Source organism: Kosakonia oryziphila (assembly GCF_900094795.1).
Lineage (GTDB): Bacteria > Pseudomonadota > Gammaproteobacteria > Enterobacterales > Enterobacteriaceae > Kosakonia > Kosakonia oryziphila.
Genome location: NZ_FMBC01000080.1, coordinates 1 through 11,347 on the forward strand (window position 1 = coordinate 1; position 11,347 = coordinate 11,347).

At 52.1% G+C, this 11,347-nt stretch carries 13 protein-coding genes and 3 pseudogenes; 8 read left to right on the forward strand and 8 right to left on the reverse strand.

Annotated features, from left to right (window positions below; translation table 11 throughout):
- Window positions 1-307: pseudogene (locus GA0061070_RS23340) on the forward strand (IS4-like element ISEc60 family transposase); the annotation flags it as partial.
- A 150-nt stretch (window positions 308-457) separates the two neighbouring features.
- Window positions 458-1,564, forward strand: coding sequence for a PQQ-dependent sugar dehydrogenase (locus GA0061070_RS23345; protein ID WP_090138823.1), 1,107 nt, complete (start codon window positions 458-460; stop codon window positions 1,562-1,564).
- Between the two features lie 88 nt (window positions 1,565-1,652).
- Here the strand turns inward: GA0061070_RS23345 and GA0061070_RS23350 are convergent, their stop codons facing one another.
- Entirely contained in the window at window positions 1,653-2,282 is a 630-nt protein-coding gene (locus GA0061070_RS23350) for a glutathione S-transferase family protein (protein ID WP_090138825.1), read from the reverse strand.
- A 233-nt stretch (window positions 2,283-2,515) separates the two neighbouring features.
- Here GA0061070_RS23350 and dacC point away from each other — a divergent pair, with 233 nt between their 5' ends.
- Window positions 2,516-3,718, forward strand: a complete 1,203-nt coding sequence (dacC, locus tag GA0061070_RS23355; RefSeq protein WP_090138827.1) for a serine-type D-Ala-D-Ala carboxypeptidase — start codon at window positions 2,516-2,518, stop codon at window positions 3,716-3,718.
- A 54-nt stretch (window positions 3,719-3,772) separates the two neighbouring features.
- Here dacC and deoR read toward each other — a convergent pair whose 3' ends face one another.
- Window positions 3,773-4,531: a DNA-binding transcriptional repressor DeoR gene (deoR, locus tag GA0061070_RS23360; RefSeq protein WP_090138829.1), complete on the reverse strand. Its 759-nt coding sequence runs from the start codon at window positions 4,529-4,531 to the stop codon at window positions 3,773-3,775.
- Window positions 4,532-4,596: 65 nt separating this feature from the next.
- Complete coding sequence (gene ybjG, locus GA0061070_RS23365; protein WP_090138831.1) at window positions 4,597-5,193, reverse strand: undecaprenyl-diphosphate phosphatase; 597 nt, start codon at window positions 5,191-5,193, stop codon at window positions 4,597-4,599.
- Window positions 5,194-5,466: 273 nt separating this feature from the next.
- Here ybjG and GA0061070_RS23370 point away from each other — a divergent pair, with 273 nt between their 5' ends.
- Window positions 5,467-6,699, forward strand: coding sequence for an MFS transporter (locus GA0061070_RS23370; protein WP_090138833.1), 1,233 nt, complete (start codon window positions 5,467-5,469; stop codon window positions 6,697-6,699).
- 31 nt (window positions 6,700-6,730) lie between these two features.
- On the opposite strand, the gene GA0061070_RS23375 is transcribed toward GA0061070_RS23370, so the two are convergent.
- Window positions 6,731-7,933 (reverse strand): MFS transporter, encoded by a 1,203-nt coding sequence (locus GA0061070_RS23375; RefSeq protein WP_090138835.1) that lies wholly within the window; start codon window positions 7,931-7,933, stop codon window positions 6,731-6,733.
- Window positions 7,934-8,013: 80 nt separating this feature from the next.
- On the opposite strand from GA0061070_RS23375, the pseudogene GA0061070_RS23380 reads away from it, so the two are divergent.
- Window positions 8,014-8,160 (forward strand): annotated as a pseudogene (locus GA0061070_RS23380) (TetR/AcrR family transcriptional regulator); the annotation flags it as partial.
- 219 nt (window positions 8,161-8,379) lie between these two features.
- On the opposite strand, the gene GA0061070_RS23385 reads toward GA0061070_RS23380, so the two are convergent.
- Window positions 8,380-8,844, reverse strand: a complete 465-nt coding sequence (locus GA0061070_RS23385; RefSeq protein ID WP_090138836.1) for a DUF943 family protein — start codon at window positions 8,842-8,844, stop codon at window positions 8,380-8,382.
- Window positions 8,834-9,679: a YPO3983 family protein gene (locus tag GA0061070_RS23390; RefSeq protein ID WP_090138839.1), complete on the reverse strand. Its 846-nt coding sequence runs from the start codon at window positions 9,677-9,679 to the stop codon at window positions 8,834-8,836. The genes GA0061070_RS23385 and GA0061070_RS23390 overlap by 11 nt, the downstream gene beginning before the upstream one ends.
- Before the next feature lie 127 nt (window positions 9,680-9,806).
- Between GA0061070_RS23390 and GA0061070_RS25265 the strand changes: the two genes are divergently transcribed.
- Window positions 9,807-9,950: a hypothetical protein gene (locus GA0061070_RS25265; RefSeq protein ID WP_167353617.1), complete on the forward strand. Its 144-nt coding sequence runs from the start codon at window positions 9,807-9,809 to the stop codon at window positions 9,948-9,950.
- Window positions 9,951-10,093: 143 nt separating this feature from the next.
- On the opposite strand, the gene GA0061070_RS23395 is transcribed toward GA0061070_RS25265, so the two are convergent.
- Window positions 10,094-10,558, reverse strand: coding sequence for a DUF943 family protein (locus GA0061070_RS23395; protein ID WP_090138841.1), 465 nt, complete (start codon window positions 10,556-10,558; stop codon window positions 10,094-10,096).
- A gap of 173 nt (window positions 10,559-10,731) precedes the next feature.
- Between GA0061070_RS23395 and GA0061070_RS25845 the strand changes: the two genes are divergently transcribed.
- On the forward strand, window positions 10,732-10,866 hold the full coding sequence (locus GA0061070_RS25845; protein ID WP_279616111.1) for a hypothetical protein: 135 nt from the start codon (window positions 10,732-10,734) through the stop codon (window positions 10,864-10,866).
- Here the strand turns inward: GA0061070_RS25845 and GA0061070_RS23400 are convergent.
- Window positions 10,865-11,032 (reverse strand): annotated as a pseudogene (locus GA0061070_RS23400) (MFS transporter); the annotation flags it as partial. The gene GA0061070_RS25845 and the pseudogene GA0061070_RS23400 overlap by 2 nt on opposite strands.
- A 79-nt stretch (window positions 11,033-11,111) precedes the next feature.
- Between GA0061070_RS23400 and GA0061070_RS23405 the strand changes: the two are divergent.
- A partial coding sequence (locus GA0061070_RS23405) for a transposase (protein ID WP_139109830.1) occupies window positions 11,112-11,347 on the forward strand: 236 nt, incomplete at its 3' end.

Here is an 11,347-nt window from a genome sequence, read left to right on the forward strand (position 1 = left end):
AAAAAATCCTCGCTGGGGGTTTGGGCTAAGGTTTGGAGCCAGCCATTCATCTGAGCGGGTCGCAGTGTTGAGCCTGATCGCGACTTTAGCCAGTATCATTATGTGGTTAAGTGGTTTCAGTCTTGAAAACAGAGGGATACATCATAAATATCAGGCAAATACAGTGAAACACAGGCGAGTCATTTCGTTGTTAAAGTTGGCGGAGAATGTATTTCGACATTCTCCGCTCATATTGAAAACCCTGTCGCTGGACTCGGGGTTGAAGAAATTACAGCAACGGTATACCGATATGATATTGGTTTACTGAGTTTTCTGGGGATCCCTCAGGAGGAAACTCCCCCTTCTTGTCTGCCCGTTTTCTTTCATGCCGAATGTATAAATTCTGTAAACCTGCGTTTCATTTCTGCACCCCGGTCTACCCTTTACTCTGCGAAGCTGCTGAATAAAGGAGAACCCGATGCGCCGCCTTCCCCTGTTGCTGCTGTTTCTTTCCCTCCCGGTATTTGCTGAGCCTGCGGCGGTGAAGGTTGATGTTCTGCAAGGCAAACTCGATCACCCCTGGTCGCTGGCATTTTTACCCGATAATCACGGCATGTTAATCACTTTGCGCGGCGGGCAACTGCGTTTGTGGCAGGCCGGTAAAGGGCTTTCCGACCCGATTAGCGGCGTGCCGGACGTGTGGGCGCACGGACAGGGCGGCTTGCTGGATGTGGTGCTGGCGCCTGATTTTGCCCAGTCGCGCCGGGTGTGGTTAAGCTATGCGGAAGCGGACAAAGAGGGCAAAGCCGGTACCGCGGTCGGTTATGGCCGCCTGAGCGACAATTTCACCCATCTGGAAGCGTTTCAGACGGTGTTTCGCCAGCAGCCGAAACTCTCAACCGGTAACCACTTTGGCGGTCGGCTGGTGTTTGACGGCAAAGGATATCTGTGGATTGCGCTGGGTGAGAACAACCAGCGCCCGACGGCCCAGGCGCTGGATAAATTGCAGGGCAAACTGGTACGGCTGACCGATCAGGGGAAAGTGCCGGATGACAACCCGTTTGTTGGCCGCAAAGATGCCCGTCCGGAGATCTGGTCATATGGTATTCGTAACCCGCAAGGAATGGCGATAAACCCGTGGAGCAACGCGCTATGGCTGCATGAACACGGGCCGCGCGGCGGTGATGAAATTAATATTGCGCAAAAAGGCAAAAATTATGGCTGGCCGATTGCCACCTGGGGCATTAACTACAGCGGGCTGAAAATCCCCGAGGCGAAAGGGCAGATTGTGCCAGGCACCGAACAGCCGATCTTCTACTGGTCGAAATCTCCGGCGATAAGTGGCATGGCATTCTATAACGCCGACACGTTCCCGCAGTGGAAACATAAACTCTTTATTGGTGCGCTCAAAGATGAAAACGTCATCGTGATGAGCGTTGATGGCGATAACGTTACGGAAGATGGCCGCATACTTGCCGATCGTAAACAGCGTATCCGCGATGTGCGCGTGGGGCCGGATGGCTACCTTTACGTGCTGACGGATTCAGCGGACGGCGAGCTGTGGAAAGTGCGTCCGGCTTCGTGATGAAGGTGAAGCGCTGTTTGTCGATGAGGAAGTCGGCCAGCAGTAGGTTGTGGGTTTATTGGGCTTCCCTGCCCGGTTACGTCGGGTATCAGGTTACCGGAATCATCACGGTTGTGCGGAACCCCGGACGCTCGCACAGTTGTGCGTACCAGCGTTGTAAATTGGCGCGCGGTGCCCAGCTTAAGCCTGGAATAGCAAACAGGTTGTAGATAAACGGGCCAACGGCGATATCGGCGCAGCCAAGGGTTTCGCCGGAAAACCAGGTCTGTTTTGCCAGCGCGTTATCAAGAATATCCAACATTCCTTCAAGCGCCTGTATTGCTGCATCAATCGCAGCGTTATCGCGCTGCTCTGGCGGCGTGCGCACCAGCCCAATCATTACCTGGGCAAATTTCGGCGCCAGGGTGCCAATCGTCCAGTCCATCCACTTTTCCCCTACTGCGCGCGCGGCGGGAGCATCGATCCACAGGCGTCGCTGACCGTATTGAGCAGCAAGATAGCGCACGATGGTGTTTGATTCCCACAGCACAACGCCGGTTTCATCGTCGCGCAGCAGCGGTACCAGCCCGTTCGGGTTCAGCGCCAGATATTCGGCATCGTGATTCAGGCCAAATTGCCCGCCCGCCAGAATATGTTCGTACGGTAGCTCCAGTTCTTCCAGTAGCCAGCGAACTTTTTTGACGTTAGTTGAGTTATTCCTGCCCCATAGCGTTATCATTTTACCCCCTTTGAAGTGGATCTCTGTCTGGGATCCATGGTGGGGGAAAGTTAACGTTCTGGCAACGACTTAGAAAAAGATCGCACAAAGTGAGCGCAACACCCTGTTATTGCATAAACTTTAATAACTTTACTCACCGACGGTTTTTTTCGCTCCGTTTGTGCGCTATTACTCACCGTTTGTTGCGGTACGTGTTGTGACGTTTGATTGAATGGATACTCGGGTGGCCATATATGATGCATTTCTCTTTATCCCTTCGCGGCCTGGCCGCGGGCTCCGCGCTGTTATTTCTCTTTTCGCCTTCACTCTATGCGGTTGAACAAAACCCGGCCGCGCCGCCGGTTGACGCACGCGCATGGATCCTGATGGATTACGCCAGCGGCAAAGTGCTGGCTGAAGGTAATGCCGATGAGAAACTCGATCCCGCCAGTCTCACCAAACTGATGACCAGCTATGTGGTTGGGCAGGCGCTGAAAGCCGGAAAAATTCATCTTACCGATACGGTAACCATCGGGAAAGATGCCTGGGCGACCGGCAATCCGGTACTGCGCGGCTCTTCGTTGATGTTTCTGAAACCGGGCGATCAGGTGTCGGTCGCGGATTTGAATAAAGGGGTTATTATTCAGTCCGGCAACGATGCCAGCATAGCCATTGCCGACTATGTCGCCGGGAGCCAGGATTCATTCGTCAGCCTGATGAACAGCTATTCACAGAAACTGGGGCTGACCAATACCACCTTTAAAACCGTACACGGTCTGGATGCGCCGGGCCAGTTCAGTACCGCGCGCGATATGGCGCTACTCGGGAAAGCCTTAATTCATGATGTGCCCGATGAGTACGCCATTCACAAGGAAAAAGAGTTCACCTTCAATAAGATCCACCAGCCGAACCGTAACCGGTTGCTGTGGAACACCAGTATGAACGTGGACGGTATGAAAACCGGTACGACTGACGGCGCTGGTTATAACCTGGTGGCTTCCGCGACGCAGGGCGATATGCGCCTGATTTCGGTGGTGCTGGGCGCGAAGACTGACCGCATCCGCTTTAATGAATCCGAGAAACTACTTAACTGGGGTTTCCGCTTCTTCGATAGCGTAACGCCAATCAAACCCGATGCCACTTTTGTCACTCAGCGCGTCTGGTTTGGCGATAGCAGCGAAGCGAAGCTCGGCGCGGGTGAGGCGGGCTCGATCACTATCCCGAAAGGGCAGCTTAATAATTTGAAAGCGAGCTACACACTGACGCAGCCAGAACTGCAAGCGCCACTGAGCAAAGGCCAGGTGGTGGGCACGATCGATTTTCAACTGAACGGTAAAACCATCGAACAGCGTCCGCTGGTGGTGATGGAAGCGGTGCAAGAGGCCGGGTTTATTGGCCGGATGTGGGATTTTGTTATGCTGAAATTCCACCAGTGGTTTGGCGGCTGGTTCTCCTGACGTTAACAGGCCGTGCCCCGGCGGGCACGGCTTGTACATCAATCAATACATCGATCAGTACATCAATGTGATTTGCTGCTGTTTGGCGAACTGCACCAGGTTGTCATCCGGGCGGCAGTCGCTGGCAATCACGTCAAACTGGCTGAGCGCGCTCATGCAGGCCGGGCGTACTTTACCGAATTTGCTGTGATCCACTACCAGTACATGATATTGCGCACTCTCCATTGCCCAGTGTTTCACCGGCAACTCTTCGAGATTAAAACAGGTCGCACCTTGTTGCACATGCACGCCTGCCGCCGAATAGAAGGCGATATCCGGGCACAGATTTTTCAGCGTCTCATTAAAATTCAGCGGCTTGAAAATAGCATTGCTGGCATGAAATTCGCCGCCGCATAAGATTGAGCGGCACTGCGGTTTTTCCTGTAAAGCCAGAAAAGTATTCAGGGAGTAGCAAACGCCGATAAACGGTAAATCGTCAGGAATGGCGTCAATCACCCACGGCATGGTGGTGCCGCAATCGAAGAAGGCCATCTGATGCGCACGCAATAGCGCGGCAGCCTGCTTTGCGGCGCGGCGTTTCTCTTCGACCAGCCGGGTTTTTTGATCGCTTAACAGATAGTGGCTGGCCGCGCGCGGTTCCAGCACGATATAACCGCCCAACAGAACCACCGGCGCGCTGTTGGCGCTGAGATCGCGGCGAATGGTCATCTCTGAAACGCCAAGCAGCATTGCCGCCTCTTTCAGATGTAGCTTGTCACTGTGCCTGAGCGCCGTCAGTAACTGGCTAATCCGTTCGTCACGTCTTGTTTCCATATTTCCCCTGAATAAAAGAAAGCCCTGCATTGAGCAGGGCATTCATTTTACCTTTGGTACCGGGCTTAGTCACGTACCCAGCCACGGCGAATCAGCGTTGCAAAGCAGAAGCGATAACACTGCTGAATGATACGATAGAGCGCCGGACCAAAACCTTGCCACAGGATTTGCGCGCTCAGGCAACCGCTGATGCCGACTAACAGCGCGCCGAACATGTCCAGCGGCCAATGGACGCCAAGATAGACGCGGGACCAGGCGATCGTCAGACCTACCGCCATTAGCACTGCGCCCGACCACAGGCGGTGCCAGGCGAGGAAAGCCACGGCAAAAGTAAAGATGACTGTACCGTGGTCGCTCGGGAAAGAACTGTCCGGTGCATGTGGCAGGAAGTTATAGCCGACATGAGCGGCAAAGGGGCGATCATGCGGCAATAAGTGGCCTAATAACAGTGAGATGCACATGCTGACTACTATTGCCATCGACACTTTAATCACCAGTTGACGCTGGGCGCTTGGGCCCCACAGCCAAAGACCTACCGCCAGTAGCGGTACAATACTGATGAGATCGCTGGCGCTAAATTCGGCCAGCGCAATTAACCAGTGCGGGGAGTCGGGCGTTGCGTTAATCCAGTAGAACAGCGTGTGATTGAGGCTCTCTAACATAAGTTTGTTACTCTTTGATTAAACGACCACATTTGCACGAAAGTACCTACCTTAAAAGCGCGTCGGCAAACGGTAAAGGGGTTTTATTTTACTCCCCAGGGAGTTAGACGATTCTTAAACAAAAGCGTAATAATTGCGCACACTACCTCCGGACGATTAAGAAAACCTTAATTGGCAAAAAGCGCTAAATTTAGGCAATGGCCGCAAATTCGCTATCACAGCCGGACGGCTTTTATTACACTCTGCGCGATTTTTCATAGATGAAGAGACAGCATGCAAAACCATTCCTTAACTGGCAAACGTCTGGGACGACGGGCACTACTATTTCCCATCTGCCTGGTGCTTTACGAATTCTCGACCTATATCGGCAATGACATGATCCAACCCGGTATGCTGGCGGTGGTGGAGCAGTACAACGCCGGGATCGAATGGGTGCCAACGTCCATGACCGCTTACCTGGCGGGCGGCATGTTTTTACAGTGGCTACTGGGGCCGCTGTCGGATCGCATTGGCCGTCGTCCGGTGATGCTGACCGGTGTGGTGTGGTTCATTGTGACCTGCCTTGCCACGCTGCTGGCGCAAGATATCGAACAATTCACGCTGCTGCGTTTTTTGCAGGGCATCAGCCTGTGCTTTATTGGCGCGGTGGGCTACGCCGCGATTCAGGAATCCTTTGAAGAGGCAGTGTGTATCAAAATTACTGCGCTGATGGCGAATGTGGCGCTGATTGCGCCGCTGCTTGGCCCTCTGGTCGGCGCAGCCTGGGTGCATGCCGCGCCGTGGCAGGGGATGTTTGTGTTGTTCGCACTGCTGGCGGCGTTCTCCTTCTTTGGCCTGCAAAAAGCGATGCCGGAAACGGCTACCCGCCTTGGCGAGCCACTCTCGCTGAAGGCGTTGTGGCGCGATTATGCTGAAGTCATGAAAAATCTGCGTTTTGTCGCCGGCGCGCTGGCGACGGGGTTTGTCAGCCTGCCGTTACTGGCGTGGATCGCCCAGTCGCCGATTATCATCATTAGTGGTGAACAACTCAGCAGCTATCAGTACGGCCTGTTGCAGGTGCCGATTTTCGGTGCGTTGATTCTCGGTAACCTGGTGCTGGCGCGTCTGACATCGCGGCGCACCGTACGGGCGCTGATCATTATGGGCGGCTGGCCGATTGCTGCCGGGTTGCTGCTGGCGGCGGTTGCGACGTTGGTATCATCACATGCTTATTTATGGATGACTGCCGGGTTGAGTCTCTACGCTTTTGGTATCGGGCTGGCGAATGCCGGGCTGGTGCGCCTGACGCTGTTCGCCAGCGAGATGAGTAAGGGCACGGTGTCGGCAGCAATGGGTATGTTGCAGATGTTCATCTTTACCGTGGGTATCGAAATCAGCAAACATGCCTGGCTGGCGGGTGGCAACGGTCTGTTCAGTCTCTTCAACCTGGCAAACGGTGCGTTGTGGATTGGCTTGATGGTCGTGTTTCTGCGCGATAAACGCGTGGGAAATTCGCTGGACGGTTAAGGCGGCAGCGCGTTTGCGAGCCGCCTTGCGGTTAACAGGTTTCCGCTTGCGCTTCCGGGGCCGGTTTTGCCACGGCGCGCGCGACCAGCGCGGCAATCAGCACCAGACTGAGTACCACTAGCATGGCGCTACGCAGGCCGTAGTGCTCGCCGAGAAAACCGAGCAGCGGCGGGCCGACAAGGAAAGCCAGGTAACCGGTAGTCGCTACCACGCTAACGCGGGTAGGGGCGTCCGGGCCGGTATCGCTGGCGGCTGAGATGGTCAGCGGGAAGCCCAGAGACGCGCCAAGTCCCCACAAAATCACCGACACGCCTGCCACCCAGGCGCTGTCGACAAAGATAATTAAACCAATCCCGAGCGCGCCCATGAGTGCGCTGGCGCGAACCACAGTCACGCGGCTGTAGCGGTCAATAAACCAGCCGCCGGTAAAACGGCCAACGGTCATGCCAAGGGTGAAACCAGCGTAGATCAGTGAGCCGGAAGTGGGGCTAAAACCGTGGCCGTCCACCATCAGCAGCGGTAACCAGTCGTTGGCGGAGCCTTCCGCAAACGCCATCGCCAGCACCACCACGCCAATCAGCAATAATTGGCTATCGCGCCAGAAAGGGATTCCCTTCTTCCCCTGTGCGTTCTCTTCTGCGGAGTTTTTGCCGGTGCCATCCGGAATAGCAGCAATTGCCATGATAATCGGCACAATAGCCACCAGCGCCGCCAACAGAATATGCACATTGGCGGTGAGGCCGAGTGCGGTTAACGTCATGCCGATCCCCGCGCCGACCAGCGTGCCGAAGCTGTAAAAACCATGCATCATCGGCAGCACGGTTTTATTCATTTCGTGTTCAACCTCTGCACCTTCAATATTCATCGCGACTTCGCCCGCGCCGAGGCTGCCGCCGAACACGGCCAGCCCGACGGCAAACAGCAGTGGTGAAGCGACCCACAACGCGAGGCTGAGGATAATCATGCCGAGCACAGAAAAGGACATGCTGGCGCGGATCACTTTGCGTGCGCCAAAGCGTTTAACCAGCCATGCGGAAGAGAGAATGCCGCTCATGGAACCGATCGACAGGCCAAACAGTACGCCGCCCATTTCCGCCGTTGAGACGGACAAAATATCGCGGATTGCAGGAGTACGTGTTGCCCAGGAGGCCATCAATAATCCAGGCAGAAAAAAGAAAGTAAACAGTGCCCACAGACGGTTGCGCAGGGCTTTGCGGGAGGCAGTTACGGTCATAACTTCTCTTCGGAAAATGAAAAGGTGAGACAACACTAGCAAGTAAGTGTACATTTGTACATAAATCAGTGAGAGGATCTATGGCACGACGACCAAATGGCCCACAGCGGCGCGAACGTATTCTTGAGGCGACGCTGGACACCATCGCCGAGCACGGCATCCAGGCGGTAACCCACCGCAAAATCGCCAGTTGTGCGGATGTCCCGCTCGGCTCAATGACCTACTATGCGAGGTCGGTTCACGATAGCGGGGGGGAGGGTGGCGTCAAAATCTAAAGTTTCAAGGGGAGCGGCCTTACTGAAAGGGATTGAAGCAGGCGGGTAAGGCGTTGCTGTTTTTCTCCCTGTCAAGATAGCCTCCTGAGCATTTTTCTACTGCCACATGGCTGGCACAAGTTGGGTAGCGTGGATGGTTTTATTGCGGTCCAGACGTGAGGGGGCGAGGATTTATTCACGATTAAGCTTAATTATCTCTCCATTATTTTTTAAATGGTACGTTCCATCATATACTGTGAAAAGAATACCAGTATTATTACTTCTTTCTACCGTAAAAACAGCATCCTTTTCAATGCAATTTTTTTTAGTGTGCATATCATTAAAACAGAGCCTGTCGTATTTCTCTTCTTCTTTATATCCAGCAGCAAAGTTCCAAAAAGTGATAGAAAAAAATCCATCTGCGGATGGTACAGGAATTCTGTATTTCTCTTTCAATTTTGTTTTATTCTTCAGCCACCACTTTATCTTACCTTTATCGGTAACCGGGAAATTTTCCACTAATATATCACTATAATTATTACTCTGATGAACAGCAATAATTTTAACCGGGTGCAACGACAACCATAAGAAATAGCCAATTAAAGTACTGCCAGCAACAACCAGAGCCAACAGGATTTTTTTGAGATTAGCTTTCATTACGTCCCCCAGTAATCTCTACAGTGGCTGCCATATTGGTCATGAATGGCTTAAAACCAAACTGATTGTATCGCTGGAGAACAAACCAGATGCGGAAGAAATGGAACTGGCTGAATTTTGTTTTCAGTATATCGTCGCTGTCAAGGCCAAAGTGATCCTGCACCTTGTAATGCACTACTGCCCGGTAATGGTCATTATCAATCTGTAATGACTTTATGATGATATGCGTTGCCCAGGTATCATGAACGGTAATACCCATGCCGTTATAATTATCCTGGAAGCTGTCGAATTTTGGCAATCTTCCTCGAGATATAGCTTCATTTAGTTTTCCCTTTGCTATTTCGGAATAACGCCTGTTTTTCCAGTCTATGCTTAGAATTAATGCTTTTTTCAGTCGCAGCCGTGAACTATTATCTGTCTTATCATTAAGAATATGCTCCTTTAACGCCCTGTCCAGCGACACATCATGGAAGGGTGTACCATTGCCGTTCTGCATGTGGGTGATCATCTTTTCGATCAGGTGGCGGTATGGCCCATAAAGAGAAAACTTACGGGATAATGAGCGGAATTCATCAAACAGCATTGCGGCACACTGCTGCCGGGTAATCTTTTCACCCTGGCCACGCAGATTACAGCAGAACATGGACTGAGGGCGATCCATTGAGGAACGCCGGGTAAGCGTCCAGGGATCAACCCGGTCAGAAATATAGTCCAGCCGGTACTGGGATTTTAACTGTGCTTCGGTCAGATCGCCGCAGTGCATATCACTGGCGCTGTAGTCGTCCATCCATTTTTGGGTTTTAAAAATGGTGCAGGGGAGCTGTAGTACGGTCATCGTGAAACATTCCTTGTGCAATCATCCATGGTGGTCTTCACAGGGAATAATACGCGGTGAACGGTCGGAGTGTAAACATTGTACAGCCCCTGCCCATAATTTTTTGCAGATTCCGGGCAGGGGTATAGTGGATGCTTTACGCTCTCAGCCCATCGTCAAAATGCCACGTAGTATTTTTCAGGCTTCCGGGGATCTCTTGTGTAATGTCTTTCGCATCGGTGGTCTGCGTCTGGATCTCAATATTGTCGATCTGCGTATCGGTACATTGTGAAACCTGCCGGGATGAATTGCTGATAGCGTTGCTGGTCATGGACGTAATCGGATTGCTGACTGCTTACAATATCTCATACCTACTGGTGCAAGGTTGGGTAGAGCGGATAATTTTATGGCCGTCTCTACTCGAGGGCGGCAAACCTAATCGGCCCCATCTTTTACTATCTTCCCATTTTTCCTCATGCGATATATTTCATCATGAGTAGTAAAAGAAAGCCCCATGTTTTTACTGTCGCTAACAGAGAAGACTCTATTTTTTTCTATACAATTTTTAGGTGGCTTCATATCGTCAAAGCAACGCCTGTCATATTTCCCTTCTTCTTTGTAACCATCGCCAAAATCCCAAAATACTATGGAGAAAAATCCATCATTTGCGGGTTTTGGAATATCATATTTTGCTTTCAATATATCCTTGTTTTTTAGCCACCAGCTTATTTTTCCCCGATCAGTAAAAGGAAAGTTTCTTACAAGAACAGAGCTAAACTCGCCATCCTCATGAACCGCCACAACTTCTACCGAACGTATCGACAACCACAGGAAGACGCCCAGCAGGGCGGAACTAATCAATAACAGCGCATAAAGCGTTTTTTTATTTTTTGCTTTCATTATTTGGGTTTTAAAAATGGTGCAGGGGAGCTGTAGTGCGGTCATCGTGAAACATTCCTTGTGCAATCATCCATGGTGGTCTTCACAGGGAATAATACGCGGTGAACGGTCGGAGTGTAAACATTGTACAGCCCCTGCCCGTAATTTTTTGCAGATTGCGGGCAGGGGGGATAGTGGATGCTTTACGCTCTCAGCCCATCGTCAAAATGCCACGTAGTATTTTTCAGGCTTCCGGGGATCTCTTGTGCAATGCCTTTCGCATCGGTGGTCTGTGTCTGGACCGCAATATTGTCGATCTGTACGTCTGACGGGAAAGGACATGCTGGCGCGGATCACTTTGCGTGCGCCAAAGCGTTTAACCAGCCATGCGGAAGAGAGAATGCCGCTTATGGAACCGATCGACAGGCCAAACAGTACGCCACCCATTTCCGCCGTTGAGACGGACAAAATATCGCGGATTGCAGGAGTACGTGTTGTAAGTATCCCGCATAATCGTGCCATTCATATTTAGAGAGCATCCGGCATAATCAATCTTCCAACGAAGGAGATCGCTATGCGTAAAGCCCGTTTTACTGAGCATCAGATCATCGCTGTGATTAAGTCGGTTGAAGCCGGACGAACCGTTAAAGATGTCTGCCGGGAGTCCGGTATATCTGAAGCCACCTACTACAACTGGAAGTCCAGATACGGCGGCATGGAGGCTTCTGATATTAAAAAGATCAAGGATCTTGAGGACGAGAACCGGCGTCTCAAACAGATGTTTGCCGACCTGAGCCTTGAGAACCGGGC